At 54.7% G+C, this 17,201-nt stretch carries 12 protein-coding genes and 2 rRNA genes; 3 read left to right on the forward strand and 11 right to left on the reverse strand.

Annotated features, from left to right (window positions below; genetic code table 11):
- Positions 1–7: 7 nt before the first annotated feature.
- From OHL19_RS22005 to OHL19_RS22020, 4 genes are all read right to left on the reverse strand, one after another.
- Positions 8–508 carry a hypothetical protein gene (locus OHL19_RS22005; protein WP_263359999.1) on the reverse strand — a complete coding sequence of 167 codons (501 nt, stop codon included), beginning with the start codon at positions 506–508 and terminating at the stop codon, positions 8–10.
- On the reverse strand, positions 505–1,125 hold the full coding sequence (locus tag OHL19_RS22010; RefSeq protein WP_263360000.1) for an RNA polymerase sigma factor: 621 nt from the start codon (positions 1,123–1,125) through the stop codon (positions 505–507). The genes OHL19_RS22005 and OHL19_RS22010 overlap by 4 nt, the downstream gene beginning before the upstream one ends.
- A 122-nt stretch (positions 1,126–1,247) precedes the next feature.
- Entirely contained in the window at positions 1,248–1,955 is a 708-nt protein-coding gene (locus OHL19_RS22015; RefSeq protein WP_263360001.1) for a YfgM family protein, read from the reverse strand.
- Positions 1,956–2,569: 614 nt separating this feature from the next.
- Positions 2,570–2,926 (reverse strand): cytochrome c biogenesis protein, encoded by a 357-nt coding sequence (locus OHL19_RS22020; protein WP_263360002.1) that lies wholly within the window; start codon positions 2,924–2,926, stop codon positions 2,570–2,572.
- 105 nt (positions 2,927–3,031) lie between these two features.
- Between OHL19_RS22020 and OHL19_RS22025 the strand changes: the two genes are divergently transcribed.
- Positions 3,032–3,625, forward strand: coding sequence for a hypothetical protein (locus OHL19_RS22025; RefSeq protein ID WP_263360003.1), 594 nt, complete (start codon positions 3,032–3,034; stop codon positions 3,623–3,625).
- Positions 3,626–3,630: 5 nt separating this feature from the next.
- On the opposite strand, the gene OHL19_RS22030 is transcribed toward OHL19_RS22025, so the two are convergent.
- Together OHL19_RS22030 and OHL19_RS22035 are read right to left on the reverse strand one after the other, a co-directional pair.
- Positions 3,631–6,069: an ABC transporter permease gene (locus OHL19_RS22030; RefSeq protein ID WP_263360004.1), complete on the reverse strand. Its 2,439-nt coding sequence runs from the start codon at positions 6,067–6,069 to the stop codon at positions 3,631–3,633.
- Positions 6,070–6,284: 215 nt separating this feature from the next.
- Positions 6,285–7,025, reverse strand: coding sequence for a TetR/AcrR family transcriptional regulator (locus OHL19_RS22035; protein WP_263360005.1), 741 nt, complete (start codon positions 7,023–7,025; stop codon positions 6,285–6,287).
- Positions 7,026–7,201: 176 nt separating this feature from the next.
- Between OHL19_RS22035 and OHL19_RS22040 the strand changes: the two genes are divergently transcribed.
- Both OHL19_RS22040 and OHL19_RS22045 read left to right on the forward strand, forming a co-directional pair.
- A complete protein-coding gene (locus OHL19_RS22040; protein WP_263360006.1) occupies positions 7,202–8,155 on the forward strand; it encodes a DUF4410 domain-containing protein in 954 nt (317 codons plus the stop codon).
- Positions 8,156–8,574: 419 nt separating this feature from the next.
- The gene (locus OHL19_RS22045) at positions 8,575–8,997 is read left to right on the forward strand and encodes a hypothetical protein (RefSeq protein ID WP_263360007.1); all 423 of its coding nucleotides are present in this window, start codon (positions 8,575–8,577) and stop codon (positions 8,995–8,997) included.
- A gap of 15 nt (positions 8,998–9,012) precedes the next feature.
- Here the strand turns inward: OHL19_RS22045 and OHL19_RS22050 are convergent, their stop codons facing one another.
- From OHL19_RS22050 to OHL19_RS22070, 5 genes are all read right to left on the reverse strand, one after another.
- Positions 9,013–11,811, reverse strand: a complete 2,799-nt coding sequence (locus OHL19_RS22050; protein WP_263360008.1) for an ABC transporter permease — start codon at positions 11,809–11,811, stop codon at positions 9,013–9,015.
- A complete protein-coding gene (locus OHL19_RS22055) occupies positions 11,808–12,161 on the reverse strand; it encodes a PadR family transcriptional regulator (protein WP_263360009.1) in 354 nt (117 codons plus the stop codon). Before OHL19_RS22055 ends, OHL19_RS22050 begins: the two co-directional genes overlap by 4 nt.
- A gap of 86 nt (positions 12,162–12,247) precedes the next feature.
- Positions 12,248–13,363: a TIGR03790 family protein gene (locus OHL19_RS22060; RefSeq protein WP_263360010.1), complete on the reverse strand. Its 1,116-nt coding sequence runs from the start codon at positions 13,361–13,363 to the stop codon at positions 12,248–12,250.
- A gap of 211 nt (positions 13,364–13,574) precedes the next feature.
- A 5S ribosomal RNA gene (gene rrf / locus OHL19_RS22065) occupies positions 13,575–13,690 on the reverse strand.
- Positions 13,691–13,934: 244 nt separating this feature from the next.
- Positions 13,935–16,854, reverse strand: a 23S ribosomal RNA gene (locus OHL19_RS22070).
- Positions 16,855–17,201: the final 347 nt, after the last annotated feature.

Here is a 17,201-nt window from a genome sequence, read left to right on the forward strand (position 1 = left end):
CCCTGAATCAGGGCTGCGTCGCCGGCTCTTCAGCCGCATCCGCTTGAGGCGGAGCAACATGCCTGGCAACCGCATGACCAGCGCTCGGCTTCTTCTTAGGAACCGGCGGCACATGCAGCGGCGTCAGCGTCGGCGGCACCCGAACCGCACCCGCATTGCGAAAGCCACTTGACTCAACAGGACTCGCCGGGGCATTCACAGGCGCACTCACTGAATTGCCAGTCTGCGGCACCACCGCCTGCACATGCCCCGCCCGGTGATACAAACTCCAGCTACCGCCAGCCAGCGCAACCAGAACCAGCGCAGCACCGGCAAACTGCAAACCCATCGCCGGTTGACCCAGAAAACGCCAGTTTAAAAACCGCATCCCGCGTGGCTCCGGCGCAAACCGCAGCCGGTGATGGATTCGATCGGTAAGACCCTCCGGAGGAGGAAGATTGGCCAGCAGGCGCAGCGTATGCTCCGCCTCCGTCAGCCGTGTATCGGATTGTGGGGATTCCTGATTCATCGCGCACTCCTGGAGTGGCTCAACAAAGTAGACAAAAGATTGCGGGCGCGAAAAAGCCGCGAGCGAACCGTGGATTCCGTAGTACCCAGAACCTGTGCGATCTCCACGCTCGAAAGCTCCTCAAATGCGGAGAGGATCAGCACCCTCTGCTCCTTCTCCGGTAACTGCTCAACCGCGCGCAGAACATGCGCATGGTGCTGCGCAGAAGCGACACGCTCCTCCGCCGTAAGACCGCTGGCAGGCAGCACACGCGCCAGATCCGAAATATCATCCGTCTCTGGCCGCGTCTTCGAACGCCGCTTGCGATCCAAAACCACATTCCATACGATGCGCACCAGCCACACCCGCGCATCGCGAATCTCGCTCAACGAATCACGATGCCGCAGCACGCGAAGATACGTCTCCTGCACCGCATCCTCCGCATCCGCACCATTGCGCAGCACCGAATAAGCAACGCGATACAGAGTCGACGCATACTCATCCACCAGCGCTGCAATCGCAGCCTCTGACCTCGACGCGCTCTCTTGCTGTGCCTCGTGCTCAGCCTCGTGTTGTTCGCGTACGGACGTAGCCGGACTCTCCATCCAACCTGCGAGTGTTGCAGAACAGGTGCTCATAGCCTACCGGACGCAATCGCTTCGTGCTTCGCTCAGATTGTGACTGTGCCATTACGGGAAAATAAAAATGGCCCGCAAGCGCGAGCCATTTTCAAACCAATGTTACCGGCCCCGTGCCGCCCTTATTTCTTGGCGCTGAGCTTCCCTGCCGCAATCGCTCCAGCAGAACCAGTCTTGTCGGCATCCTTGATCTTGGCCCAAAGCTGCTTGGCCTGATCCACCTTGCCCGTCGATGCATACAGATCGGCCAGCGCAAGCTGAGCCGTGTATGCCGGAACAGTCGCCGACGGCTTGGCCGCAACTGCGTTGTAAAGATCAATAGCCTGCGCATCGCGGCCCGTCTGGTGATAGAACCCAGCCAGGGCAAACTTAGCCAGCGTCGAGAGATCGCTGTTCCACGAGTCGGCGGCAATCTTCAGCTCGCTCTCAGCAGAAGCAGTCTGTCCAAGCTCCTGGTAGGTCAGCCCCGCAAAATAATGCGCCCGACCGCCCTCTGGAAGCCATCCATACTGACTCGCGACCTGCACAAACTGCTGATTCGCAGCCTTCGACCGCTCAGCAGCCGTCGCATACACATCCTTCTCGGTAGGCGCCCCAGGCTGAGCCAGCGGAGCACTGTACACATCCAGGGCCGAACCAAGCGCACCCTCAGCCGCACGAGAGCGCTGATTGTAGAAAACGGCTCCGGCAATCAACACCGCCAGGATCAGAACACCGATAACCGACAGGCGGATGACACTGGAGCGATTCGTCTCGACCCAGCTAACGCTACTCTGAGTAGCTTGTACGAATTTGTCTTGTTTAAGCGCGTGACGCGTTTGAGAATCCACGAGAGTCCTTAATCAATTTTCCGGAAGAGATTCATTGCAGGCCAGCATACAGCAGAATGAAACACAGGCACAGCCACCACAACCCTACCAGTCTAACAGGGGCCAGAGACCAGCGTCCATCAGACAAAAATCCAACAGCAGCCAAGCCAGTACAAAGCACAACTTCCAGCCTTAACCATTGCCCTAGCCTTCGTCTTTGCCTTTGCAGTTGCCCTTGCAGTTCTGTCTGTCATTCCCGAAGGGAATCTGCTTCTAGCCTTACCCATCACCCTTGCCCTAGCCCTTCTCGTAAGGCTCACTCAGAATTCATCTTTGCATTTGGTCGCCCTGATACTCGCCATTTGTGTAAGGCATATGCTGCATAGGCTAGCTGCACGAGACCCACCACAATATAGATGAGAACAAGGTTTCTGTATCCAAGTGGTGTGTCGATTGAGGGGTTAAAGGGCACTATTAAAGCAGCAAGGAAGAGGCTAGGCATGTTGTAGCTGCTCCGTTGACAGTGTTTGGATGGAGGCGAGCACTTCGTCATATGATCTCTGCTGTGTGCGAAACTCCGCCGCATACCGGATGCTCACGATCAAACCACCCCACACCACCCAGGCAAAGATGTTTCAGGGCGTTGGAACGAGAATGGCATGCGCTATGCCCGAACCTTCTCCTCCGCCAAAAACAGGAGCTGGATGTTGGATTCTCCACCAGGTAGTGGACATATAAACAATTGGAATATCGGCAAAGCCGAATATAGCCAGCACTGCGCAGATCGTCGCCCGACTGGGGCCGTCTGTCATTCTTCGCAAAATCAAATAGGCAGCATAAATCAGGGTCAGCATGAGCGCGGTCGTCAACCGGGCGTCCCACGTCCACCAGATCCCCCATTCTTCGTGACCCCAGAGCGAGCCAGTGACCATACCACGAACGCAGTAAACCACGCCTATCTCCGCTGTAAAATGCAAGTAAACAAGAAACAAATGAAGCTCCAGCAAAGACGAAACAATGCAGAGGAAAAATATCTTTACCCGCAAAAAACCTTCACCACCTGACATCGGTAGCGTGGCTTTTCTGGCGCTCGCTTTATGTATGCAATCCTCTATATTCGCCCAGACCAAGACCAGCCCGCTACAGCCTGTCCCGGCATCCTGGGCCCACGAGGCTGGCACTGCTTCGGAACATATGGCTCAAACGGTGCAAGCCTATATGTAAGCCCGCAACCGCTCACCTCTGAAATTTTCTTTTCGTCATCCTGGAATGGCTTTACTGGGCCAGCCATCCAGGCTTCATTCGAAAATGGCGACACCTCAGGAAGATTCGGGGTAGCTAAAACGATCGCACGAGTGTTCCCCGCTTATAAGAACTTCGTTCAGGCTGTGATTGCGGAAGGCCTCCAGCCTGGAAGCGAATTTCCGTTCGGCCCTTATCCAAAAGACAAGCTAACCTACTTGAACAAAGAAAGAGTGGAATATCAGACTCCACCACTCACAGAAGGGCTCGGGACACACTCAAGGCTCCAGAGCAATGCTGATCCGATCAGCGGAGTAGCAATCCTCATTGCACCCACACCAGACTTGCTGAGTGTGTTCATTCGGCTTTCGCCTGATGCGGTTCACCTTACGCCGACAATTATCCAGCAAGCGGAACGAGAAGCAGGCTACACCGCACAACGACGATAGAGATACTACTCATACCGCAAAGCCGTCATAGGATCCACCTTCGAAGCCCGCCTCGCCGGAACAGCACAAGCAACCGCAGCAACCGCCGTCAACACCAGCGTCACCCCAACCAGCATCAGCGGATCGCGCGAACTTCCCTCCGCCCACTGCGCCACCACCTTGTTCAACGCCAAAGACAGCACCACACCCGCCGCAACCCCACCCGCGACACTCGCCACCGTGGAAGCAAACACAATATTCAGCACATGCCCTCGCTGCGCCCCAAGCGCCATGCGAATCCCAAACTCATTCGTCCGCTGCGCCACCGAGTATGAAACCACGCTGTACAGCCCAACCGCCGCCAGCGCCAGCGCCAGTAATGCAAACGCACCAAACAGCCACGAAATAAACTGCTCCTGCGCATACTCCGGCTGAGTCATAATCCAGTGCTCCAGGTCCTGGACATTGCCATTCGTCTGCTGATCGTGATCCACAGCATTCACCTGCGTGCGAACCGAATGCAGCAGCGTCAGCGGAGAAACATCCGACCGCACCAGTATCTGCGTATACATATGCATCGCCAGCGTATAAGGCACAAAGGCCTCCGGCAGAATCGGATTGCGCAACCCATCATCCCGCTTGTCCACAATGATGCCGATAATACGCAGCCAGCCATCCGCCCCCGGAGCAATCAGGTTATAAGGCGGCTGATTCTTCAGCTCCGGCACCTTGATCGAGTGCCCAAGCGCGTCTCCCTTGGGAAAATACTTGCGCGCCAGCGTCTGGTTGATCACAATCACCGCCTGCCCATTGCGATTTTCCGTCTCATCCCAGATCCGCCCCTCCGCCATCGGAATCCGCAACGCCGGAAAATATCCCGGACTCACAAAATTGACACGTCCATTCTGATCCACCGCGCCCGGCCTGCCCAGAATCTCAAACTTGGTGTCATTTCCATTCGCCGGCGGAGTCGCATTCGTCGAAATCGCCGCAATCCTCACCCCCGGCACCGTTGCAACCTTCGCGCGAAGCTGCTCAAAGTAATTCGATCGCTCCTCCCACGTCTTATACGTGCCATCATGCACAGGAATCCCCACCGACATAATGTTGTGCGGGTCGTATCCAAGATCGGTATGCATCAGCCGCACAAACCCCTCCAGCGCCGCACCCGCTCCCGCAAGCATCAGCAGAGTCAAAGCAATCTGTCCGCCAATCAGCAAATTCAACGTACGTCGCCCGTGCACACTCCCAGCCACCTTGCGCGAACTCCCCTGCATCATCTGGCTAACCTCAGGCCGCGAAAGTTGCAGCGCTGGCCATAGCCCAAAGAGAACCCCGGTAAACACCGCCACGCCAACGCAGAAAACCAGCACCGGCACATTGATGCGAATAGCCGCCTCATGCGGAAAGGAATACTGCGGCAGCGCTGCAACAATCTTCGCCAGCGATACATAAGCCAGCCCCACGCCCAGCGCCGCACCCGTCAAAGACAGCAGCAGCGACTCCGTCAACAACTGCCGAATCATGCGTCCGCGACTAGCCCCAATCGCCGATCGAACAGCGAACTCCTGCCGCCTCCCCGTACCCCGCGCCAGCAGCAAAATCGATACATTGCCGCACCCAATCACCAGCAGCAAAGCCACCGCGCAAAACAGCAGCGAAAGCGTCCCGCCAAGCTGCTTGATAAAGTCCGCATTGAGTCCCACCACGCGCATCCGGAACTTATCGTGCGGGAAATGGTTCGGCGTTTCCTTCGCGAACTGCTCCATCAACGGCTGCAGCGCCGCATCGGCCATCTCATGCGTAACTCCCGGCTTGAGCCGAACCCCGCAGTAATAGGTCAGCACCTGGTCCTGCGTAATCTTCAGCGGCAGATAGACATCCGCGTCATCCCACATAAACCGCGGAGCAGCAACGCCCACAATCGTGTAATTCTTGTGCAGCAGTTGCAGCGTCTGCCCCAACGCAGCCGGATCGGAACTGTAATGACGCTGCCAGAACTTGTAACTCAGCACCGCAACCGGCTGCGGATCCTGGCCATCGACCGCATCCGAAGGAAGAATCCCTCGCCCCAACGCAGCCGGCACACCAAAATAGTTGAATGCATTCGAAGAAAAATAATCCGCCGAAACATCCTCAGGTAGATCCTTGCCCGTAATCGTAAGATTCCATCCGCCCGCCGCAAATGTATCTTCGACCACCGGCGACTTGCGAAGCTCCTGCCAATGCGCCGCAGTCAATCCAAATCCCTGCTCCTGCCCCGCTGCATTCACCAGCCGCAAGTGAATCATCCGATCAGAATTGGCATACGGAAAAGGGTCCATCAAAATCGCATGAACCACGCTGAAAACCGCCGTTGTCGCGCCAATACCCAATGCCAAGGACAAAATAGCCGTAGCAGTAAACCCTGGTGATTTGCGAAGTTGACGCAGCGCGTAACGCAGGTCGTTGACGATCGTTGGCATGAGACCCCCTACCCGAACCGATTCTCACCCCATCACAGCATTTAAACCGCCAAAACCAATTCCCCTGCGCCGCATGATTTCACAAGACTTACCGCCCAGATCGCTTCCGCAACAACGGGTCCTCTGTTCACAATCGCAACTCCAGTGTTCGCAATCGAACACAAATGATCCATCATCTCAGCTCGGGCACGAGCCAATCACGACAAGTCTGCCCGCTATCCTTTTTTCACCTTGCCCGCTTTTCCCGATCTTGCCTTCCCTGATCTTGCCCTTCCTGATAAAGCAGGCCTCGACCGCTTGACCGTTTTTTGCGATGAAGCTGTACCCCGCTTACCACTCGCACCAAGCAGAGAATCGAATACGCCTTCAAACACCTCTCGCGTAATCCCCGGCTTGCCCAGCACCGGGCTGAACTGTCTCTCCAATACAATCGCGCTGGGCATACTTCGCAGAACAGCCAGACCTACTTCGGCCTTGTCCTGCTTCTTCTTGCCCGTAATGCCGATTCGAAGAAACAGCTTTCTTCCCGAACTCTCGTAGAGCAGTTGATGCAGCTCCCGCACCCGCTGCAAAGATGCCGTATTCCGCAGCGCAAACAGCTTGAACTCCAGCAGTAGAATCGGCCAGTTCTCTTCCTCCAGGGCATCGAGAAAGATCTCCTTGATAATCTCCATCTGGCGCTGGCTCGATGCCCCCTCGGCAGAGCGAAGGAACATATCGCGACGCTCTGCTCCCTTACGTTCCATCAGCGCAAAGAAGATATCTTCCTTGCTTCGAAAGTGAGCATAGATAGCGCCTTTTGTCCGGCCCGCCTGCAATGCAATCGTCTCGATCTGCGCACGTTCGTATCCGTCGCGAACGAAAATCTCCTCGGCAGCGTCCAGTACACAGCGAAGTGTCGCTTCCGTCTTGGCCTGGTGCTTATTCAGCTTCTCTGGCGCCTTTACTTTTTCCATAAGGATTTACTCTACAGCGCATGACACTCCCGCCTGAAGAATGTTTTTTGTAACCATTTCAATGCTGGCTGATATCACACATAAATTTCTTTTGAGATGAAATGCATACGTACGCGTACGCACTCAGTCTAACAGCCAGTCTTATCGCCCGACCTCATATTTGAAGGAGCACCAGGATGCCCTGTATCAAACCAATCATCATCGCCATTCTTGCCATGAATATCGCCTCTATTTACGCAGAGACGACCTCGGTCCAGCCCGGCACCATCGATAACATCAGCGCCACCCACGTCGCCGGGCTTCCGGAGATCAAGCCCAACGTGAAAGGCAGTCTCGCATTCACAGCCGAGGAACTCACTTTTTCCAACTCCGAAGTACACTCATCCATCCCGCTGAACCGAATCTCAAATGTCTTCGCCGGAGATGAGCGAACCGAACCCTGGGGCACCACCGGAAGGATAGTCCGCAAAGTCATTCCCTACGGCGGTGGATCGGCTCTGGGAGCCATGACAAATCAAAAGGTCGACCTTCTCACCGTGGAGTTTCGCGACATCCACGAGGGATATCACGGCGTTGTATTCATCGTGCCAAAACAAAAGGCCGCCGAGATTCGCGACCGGCTCATGCCGAAAACTCCAATTTCTGAACCGCATCCCCTACAAGCCTGTTCAGCATTGGACACGAACGCAAGATCGGTGCTGGTCGAACCACTGACCGAAAGCCAGATAGAACTACCAGCCGAGTATCGAGTACTGATCTACGAGCAATTAATCAAGCAGCTCAAAGCGAAACGCCCCTCCGACACATTCTTTCGCACCGGCGATCTCTCCACCGGGCCCGGCTGCACCGCCCTGACCCTGCGAGTCACTGTCACCGCTTTCAAAAAAGGCAATCGAGCCGTTCGCGCCTCGACAGGACCGTTGGGATTATTTCTCGGTACCACCTCGCTTACCTTCGACGTCAGCCTGCAGGACACGCAGGAAAAGAACGTCTTCCATAAGCAGATCAAGAAAAGTAATCGGAGCGACTCCGACAGCCTCGGCCTCGCAGATGCAATCGCAAAAGGCGTAGCAAAACAATTTGACAAATCCCTGAATAAATCCGCCACGCAGACAGCCAGCCTCAATTGATTTCATTGCATCGAGACGATTGCCCTACCTGCACAGAATTTCCACCAATACCGGCACAATAAGAGAATGGGCAGATGAAACGAGTCAACTCAGGGTTCACCCACCCGAAAGCCCTCAAACGCCTGCCCATTTATCTACATAGCCCCCCTCCCCCCGTTGCCCTTGCCGTTGCCTTGCTTTTGCAGTTGCCTTTCTGGCTGTCATTCCCGAAGGGAATCTGCTTCTAGCCTTTGCCCTTGCCGTTGCCTTGCTTTTGCTTTTGCAGTTGCCTTTCTGGCTGTCATTCCCGAAGGGAATCTGCTTCTAGCCTTTGCCCTTGCCGTTGCCCTTCTATACAAAAAGCCAATTACCCAACCCAACCCACCACCAGAAACCCCAGGCACTTGCTCATACCCCCCAACAACCATTACGCTGAGAACATGTACGAAGACTTCCACGTAAAAGATCGCTGGACCGGCGAAGACCTTCACTGCCGCTGGAAAGCCAACATCGTCGCCATCGCCACACGTCATGCCGACGCAGTCGACATCCGTTTCGACGTGAACAATAAGCCGATGTGGATTGCACTCCCCTGCCATGCCTGGGTCGAGCAGAAGCGCAAGACCGGCAAGGTCATCACAGACGGTCTGGCCTCGCAACTCGCAGGACATTATCTGAAAGCCGTCATCGAAGAGGGATTCGACGCCAGCCGCGAAATGTACACCATGAGCACCGAAGAAGTGCTGGAGCATCTCGAAGCCGTGCTCGCCGAGGCTCGCGAAACCCACTCCATCCCGACGCTCCCCGTCATCGGCGATATTCAGGACACATCCTTCATCCCCAGCCCCAACCGCCAGGCATAGGCGCTATTCGTATCGCTATTCGTGGCGTAGCGCCTCAATCGGCTGCACGGAAGCAGCCCGCCGCGCCGGGAGCCAGCTAGCTGCCAGCCCCACCAGGATCAGCAGCGCTGCCCCGGAAATCAAACTGACCGGGTCAGCGGGCTGCAATCCATAAAGCATCGACTTCACCGCCTGCGCCAGTGCCAGCGCGGCAATCAGCCCAACAGCAACTCCCGCCAGCGAAATCCACGTAGCCTCACGCAAAATCATCGTGAGCACCTGCCTCGGCTGCGCACCCAGCGCCAGGCGAATCCCAATTTCATTCGTCCGGTTAGCCACCGAATACGCCATCACCCCATAAATCCCCACAGAAGCCAGCGCCAGCGCCAACATTCCAAAGCTCGAAGTCATCGCCACAAAAATGCGCTCCTGCTGCGTCGTGGAATCGATCTGCTGCCGCTGCGTACGCACGTTGATCAGCGGCAAATCCGTATCCTGCCTCTGTACTACCTTGCGCAACAACGGCACTATCGCCTCAGGACTCATCCGCGTCTGAACTTCATACGTCACCGCCCCGCCCGCGTCCGTCTGCTGGCTAAACGGCAAAAAGAACTGCGGTGGCGGCACAGCTCGCAGGCTTGCATACCGAGTATCTCCGCACACTCCGATGATGATGATCCATTCCTCAGTCACCTTGCCGCCAACTCCATCGCTATTGTGTCCACCGACAGAGAATTTACGCCCAATCGGATTCTGATTTGGAAAGCGCTTCTTTGCCAGGCTGGCATTGATAATGCCCACCTTTGTCGACGTCGCTGTATCCTGCAGCCCAAAACTACGCCCGGCATATACTGGAATCCGCAGCATGGAGAAGAAGTTGCTGCCAACAACGTTCATATCCTCAGCGTCGTCCTCGTACGTTACGCCCTCCAGCTTAAAATCGGTCCGCGAAATATCGTCGGAAATATACGGCACCCACGCCGGAGATACCGCATCCACACCCGGAGTAGCCGCGAAAGCCTCAAGCAATCGAGTATGCAGAGCAATATCCTTGCCAGCCGGATAAATCTTCGGTGGCGGGCTGATCTCGGTCAGCAGCAAATGATCCGTCCGGAATCCAACATCCACTGCATTCAAACTAGCCAGCGTACGCAGAAACAAACCAGCCCCGATCACCAGCAACGTCGAGAGGGCAACCTGGAATCCCACCAGAGATTTGCCGCCCCACCCCTTGCGCCGCCGTGTTACCGATTGTGAAGATTCCTTCAGCCCACTGCCAACCCCGGCCCTCGATGCCGCCCACGCAGGAGCCAGGCCAAAAAGAACTCCGGTCAGAATCGTGATCCCAGCCGTAAACCCTAAGACCATCCAATCGAAATGAACGTGAAAGTCACTGCGTTCCCAGGCATTCTCCGTCAACTTGGGAGCGAGACTGCTGCCGATGAAGCCGAAGATTACTCCTCCAACTCCACCCAGCCCAGCCAGTACCAGACTCTCTACCAGCATCTGCCGAACAATTCTCTTGCGGCCCGCGCCCAGCGCCAGCCGAACGGACATCTCCCGCTGCCGCTGTGTACCGCGCGCCAGCATCAAATTGGCGATATTGGCGCACGCCAACAGAAGAACGAAGCCCACCATCGTAAGCAACACCGCCATCGGTTTGGCAAACATCTTCTGTTGTGCAAACAAACCATGGCTGCCGTCGCGAAGATCCATCCGCGGCACATCTTCCTTGGGGCGAACCGTAATCGTAGCCCGTGTAACCGCTCCCAACTGGCCATCCAATACGGTCTGCGCCGCAATATCGGATATACCCGGCCGGATGCGACCCATCACGTTGACCCACCATTCATTGTTGTCAGTCAACAACGATCCGGCACCATGCGGCGAAATCAGTGGCTGCATGCTTATGGGAACAAAAACATCCGGCGACTGCTGCGTACTCTTCGCTCCGGTAAAGCTCTTTGGATTGACCCCAATGATCGTAAACGACATGTCGTTCAGCTTGATTCCCTGTCCGAGCGCCCGTGGCGAACGGCCAAATTCACGCTCCCACAAGCCATAACTGATCACAGCAACCGGCCCCTGTCCGGCAGATACATCATCTGAAGGCAGAATTATCCGTCCCAAAACCGGCCTTATACCCAGTACGCTGTAGTAATTCCCTGACACGATCTCTGTCTGCACCGGCTGTGCGTTGCCCGCGACTGTCGCGTTCATCCCCGTTTCCTTGAACGCGAAAAGATCCTGCATCACGCCATTGCCGCCACGATTCTGAGCGCGCAATTGCATATATGCCGGATAAGAGAACGCAGAACTGGTAACCTGGCCATTGGCAAGCGGGTCGTAGTCGCCCCAGATGTGATGGACAGCCACGTGCTTCTCAGTTCCTGTCCACGCAAGTAAACGCAATTCCGCAGCATCCGGAACCGCGAGCCGCTCATAGAGCATCTGCTTGGCAAAAGAAAAAATGGTCGTATTCGCACCGATAGCCAGTGCCAGAGAAATAGCCGCGACTAAAGTAAATCCCACACTGCGGCGCAACCGGCGAAAGGCATACATCAGATCGGCAGAAAGCTCATCCCATAGACGCAAACCCAAAGAAGCACGCATAGCATCCTTATGAACAACCGTTGAGCCCAGCGCGATCTGCGCCCGGCGATTGGCCTCGCGAACCGAGTAACCTGCACGAATTAAATCAGCAGTAAGCCGCTCAAGATGGTCCGCAAGCTCATACTCCATCTCCGCTTCAAGGCGGTCACGATGCGCCGTAGCCCGAAACCAGGAGCGAGGAGCAGCCACCATCCGGACAAGAAGCAGATACAGGCGCTTCATATCTCCGCCTCAATCGTCTGCGGAGTAGCCGTCAGAATGATGCCCATAATCCCCGCCATACGATTCCATTTTTGGGTCTCGTCTTCCAGGCGCAATCGCCCAGCCGTGGTGAGCTCATAGAACTTGGCCTTGCGGTTGTTGTCGCTCTCACCCCACTCACTGGCGATCACTCCCTGGTGCTCAAGCCTGTAAAGCGCGGGATAAAGCGACCCCTGCTGGATCACCAGCGCCTGTCCCGAAATCTGCTGAATCCTCAGCAAAACTCCATAACCATGCAAAGGTCCCAGCGAAACAGCCTTCAAAATAAGCAGGTCCAGCGTACCCTGCAAAAGCTCCAATTGCTTATCCAAGCTCCATCTCTCCTAGACGGTCTAAGCTTAGATCGTCTAGGGAAGCGTAATATTGGCTCTCCTAGATTGTCAAGGAGAAGTGTTTTCTATTTAGGAGCGATGCGTAGAGAGGCGGGAGCCTGGCAAAGCGGATCGCCAATGACAATATCTTCCCAACCGACAAATCGTGATGCAGCATAGAAGCTCTCGGCCAAAGTGAATCCAGAGGTGTACCGCTGCATAGTGATCGAAGGCGAAGCAATGGCCTGCAGCAGAGGTTCATCCGAATAACCCTTCACGCCTGTGATTCCGTTTGCGATCAATTCTGTAATGAGAGACTGGCCGCCCGTAGTCGGCAAAAACGTTCGCGCACTGGTGGATACTGCGGTATCGGCAATGGCCCCGGGTGCAAACTGGAGAGATCGGTAAGCTTCATTTGTGAACTTCGGATCATTGCTCCCCCAGGAAAAATACCCGAGCAGCTTGGATCTGCCGCCGACGAAAGTCTCACTCGTATCCAACTCGTAAGGGATTTGCGCCGATTTGAGCAAACCTGCCGCTTTCACCATGTCCGCATTCCAGGAACCATAATCGGACTCGTCAGGAATATTGCCGGTAATCGTCAACGGCTGGCTCGTAACCTCATCTGTCGTGAATTTGAAGATAGGCTGAACATCGAACAGAACTTCTCCGGGGACGGGACTCTTCTCCGCCGCAATCGCTCGGCTCACCAGAGCCTCGGCATCCGCTTGCGTATAACCATCGAGGCGAGTTACAAGATAGCCGCCAAAAGCGGCATGGGTGAAAGGCTCCGTAGCCTTCCAATAGCGATTCAGCCATCCAAATCCCGATGCGCCAGATCCATGAATGCTGATCTTTACCGCACCCTGGATGATCGGATAATCAATCGCGGCCAGATAGCTGTCGACAGAAGGATGCAGATTTCCTGTCGATTGCTCATCCCTAGAACCGGTATCGCCCCCATCAATCCGGATCGGAACACCTTTGGTTAGAACGATAAAGTTAATCTCTTTATGCTTCGCCAGGAAGATGCTCACCGGCCCTGCAATCCGGCTCTTGTAGTCGGCAAACGAAATCGTCTCATTGGCTGTGTTCACGGCTGAATCAGCACATTGGATACGAACGATCTTTGTAACTCCGCGCCTGCTGGAATAGTCCCTGGCAATCGCAGTGGAAATGGGACTATCTGCGTTATAAACCAAAAGCACTTCCGCTGAACTATGCCCCCATCCATACGCAGATCGACAGTTGAGAATCGATACGGATAGAAGCAAGAGGGGCAGAAAAAGGTGCTTCTTATGCAAGAGCGACAATGCGAATACCTCCGCAATAACCGTATTTGAGAGTATAAGAATATCTTTAAACGCACAAAAGGCCAGTCCGCAATGGACTGGCCTTTCATGTTAAGGATAATGCCGGCAGTAACCTAATCTCCCACACAGTTACCCGTGCAGTACCATCGGCCCAACGAGGCTTAACTTCCGTGTTCGGGATGGGAACGGGTGATCCCTCGCGGTATTGCCGCCGGCAAACTTGATGGCGCTTGGCGGGTGGTAGCCCGCAGCCAGGCACACTGGGTAGCTCGCATACGACAGTTTCTTCACATCGCGAGCCCAGGTGCAAAAAGCAATCTGGCGCCAAAAATTGATTCAAACGAAATTGATCGGGTAATACAAGGACTTATTAAGAAGAATGTCACATAAGAAGAAACTCAAGGTGCGCTCTGCACCAGAATCTAAATTCTGGGCAGAATTACTGCGCGGAGTTAATTCTATGGACAAGCCGAACGGGCGATTAGTACTGGTAAGCTACATGCATTACTGCACTTCCACCTCCAGCCTATCAACCAGGTGGTCTTCCTGGGCCCTTCAGGGAAATCTCATCTTGGAGCGTGCTTCCCGCTTATATGCATTCAGCGGTTATCACAACCGAACTTCGCTACCCAGCCGTGCCTTTGGCAAGACAACTGGAACACAAGAGGTTCGTCCATCCCGGTCCTCTCGTACTAAGGACAGCCCTCCTCAAATTTCCTACGCCCACAGCAGATAGGGACCGAACTGTCTCGCGACGTTCTGAACCCAGCTCACGTACCGCTTTAATAGGCGAACAGCCTAACCCTTGGAACCTTCTACAGCTCCAGGATGCGATGAGCCGACATCGAGGTGCCAAACCGAAGCGTCGATATGAACTCTTGGCTTCGATCAGCCTGTTATCCCCGGCGTACCTTTTATCCGTTGAGCGATGGCCCTTCCATACAGAACCACCGGATCACTAAAGCCTGCTTTCGCACCTGCTCGACTTGTAGGTCTCACAGTTAACCACTCTTATGCTTTTGCACTCGACGACTGATTTCCAAACAGTCTGAGAGTAGCTTCGCGCGCCTCCGTTACATTTTGGGAGGCGACCGCCCCAGTCAAACTACCCGCCTAACTATGTCCCTCTCCCGGATCACGGGAGGAGGTTAGGATCACAACACTCACAGGGTGGTATCTCACCGTTGGCTCCATCAAGTCCAAGAACCTGATATCAAAGCCTCCCACCTATCCTGCGCAGTAAGAGTCATAACCCATAGTTAAGTTGTAGTAAAGGTGCACGGGGTCTTTCCGTCTAGCTGCGGGTAACCGGCATCTTCACCGGTACTACAAATTCGCCGAGCAACTCGTTAAGACAGTCGTACGATCGTTACGCCATTCGTGCAGGTCGGAACTTACCCGACAAGGAATTTCGCTACCTTAGGACCGTTATAGTTACGGCCGCCGTTCACCGGGGCTTCAATTCAAAGCTTCGCTTGCGCTAACCTCTCCTTTTAACCTTCCGGCACCGGGCAGGCGTCAGCCCCTATACGTCGTTTTCGACTTAGCAGAGACCTGTGTTTTTGTTAAACAGTCGCCGTACGCGCTTCACTGCGACCCTCCTTACGGAGGGCGATCCTTCTCCCGAAGTTACGGATCTAATTTGCCGAGTTCCTTAACGAGCTTTCACTCGAGCGCCTGTGGATATTCTCCTCGTCTACCTGTGTCGGTTTGGGGTACGGTTCCCTTTGTTCTCCTTAGAGGATTTTCTTGGCAGCGTGGAATCATCATCCTAGCCCCGTTCGGGACTGCTTTATGCCTCAGTGTTAAGAATCGACGGATTTGCCTATCGACTCCACCTTACGCATATCGACCGCTATAGCCATAGAGCGGCATGATTATCCTTCTGCGTCACCCCATCGTCAAACGAACATTGGGAGGTCCGGAATATTAACCGGATGTCCATCAACTACGCCTTTCGGCCTCGTCTTAGGGACCGCCTAACCCTGAGCGGATTAACCTTCCTCAGGAAACCTTAGACTTTCGGCGCGGAGGGTTCTCACCTCCGTTATCGCTACTTATGCCGGCAGGGTCTCTTCTCAACGCTCCACCAGTCCTCTCGGTCTGGCTTCGCCGCGGTTGAGAATGCTCTCCTACCACGCACACCTAAAAGGTGTGCATTCGCTGCTTCGGTGTACAGTTTTAGCCCCGTTGTATTGTCGGCACCGGACCGCTTGACCAGTGAGCTATTACGCTTTCTTTAAAGGATGGCTGCTTCTAAGCCAACCTCCTGGCTGTCTGAGCGTTCCGACTTCCTTTCCCACTTAACTGTAACTTTGGGACCTTAGCAGGCGATCTGGGCTGTTTCCCTCTCGACAATGAAGCTTAGCCCCCACTGTCTGACTCCCGGACTGGTTGTCGCTGGCATTCGTAGTTTGGTTGGATTCAGTAAGCCGGAAAGCCCCCTAGTCCATCCATATCTCTACCACCAGCGCAAATCATCCGAGGCTAGCCCTAAAGCTATTTCGGAGAGAACGAGCTATCACGGAATTTGATTAGCCTTTCACCCCTACCCACAGCTCATCCGAGCTTTTTTCAACAAACACCGGTTCGGTCCTCCAATGGGTGTTACCCCATCTTCAACCTGGCCATGGGTAGATCATCCCGCTTCGCGTCTATTCCTGCCAACTGAACGCCCTGTTCAGACTCGCTTTCGCTTCGGCTCGCTTACGCTTAACCTTGCTGACAAGAATAACTAGCCGGCTCATTATGCAATAGGCACGCGGTCAGACATTCCCTTGCGGGCATAGTCCTCCCACTGCTTGTAGGCACACGGTTTCAGGTACTTTGTACTCCCCTCGACGGGGTGCTTTTCACCTTTCCCTCACGGTACTGGTTCACTATCGGTCAGAGACGAGTATTTAGCCTTACGGGATGGTCCCCGTGGATTCAAGCAGGGTTTCACGTGCCCCGCCTTACTCAGGTATCTGCTTCGAGTCTGGATGATTTTCGTCTACGCGTCTGTCACGCTCTATGGATCCACTTTCCAGAGGATTTGACTAACCACCAGATTGGTAACTCTACTGTTGCAGACCCTACAACCCCCAAAGTACCGAAATACTTCAGGTTTGGGCTATTCCGATTTCGCTCGCCACTACTTTCGGAATCGAGGTTTCTTTCTTTTCCTCCAGGTACTGAGATGGTTCACTTCCCTGGGTTCGCTCGTACCCGCCTATGTATTCAGCGGGCCGTTCCTGAGGTTTGCTCAGGAGGGTTTCCCCATTCGGAGATCTTCGGATATAACGCCTGTGTGCGGCTTCCCGAAGCTTATCGCAGCTTGCCACGTCCTTCTTCGCCTGTCTCTGCCAAGGCATCCACCGTGCGCCCTTAGTAGCTTGACCATAGAATTAACTCCAGCGCAGGGTGCTGAATCACTTCAGTCCTGATCAAAGTTAATCTTGATTTTTCGCCTTGAGATCGATCCTGACCACTTGCGCGATCAGAACCCTTCTCCTTAAAGACACTCTTCTTACATTTGAACACTTTCCTAGTCGCCGCAGACTTGCACTCTTGCGAGTACTTATCCCGGCGAGCCAAAATGTGCTCGGCCTTGTATTACCCAATCAATTTCGTTGTCAAAGATCCAGAACATTTCAATGTAGAAATGCTTGAGCCCTAGGGCTTGGAAACCGCCGATATCGCTAAACTTGATAAGCGATACCAGCCTGTATCCGGGTCGATACTTCAC

Origin of the sequence: Acidicapsa ligni, assembly GCF_025685655.1 — a bacterium.
Lineage (GTDB): Bacteria > Acidobacteriota > Terriglobia > Terriglobales > Acidobacteriaceae > Acidicapsa > Acidicapsa ligni.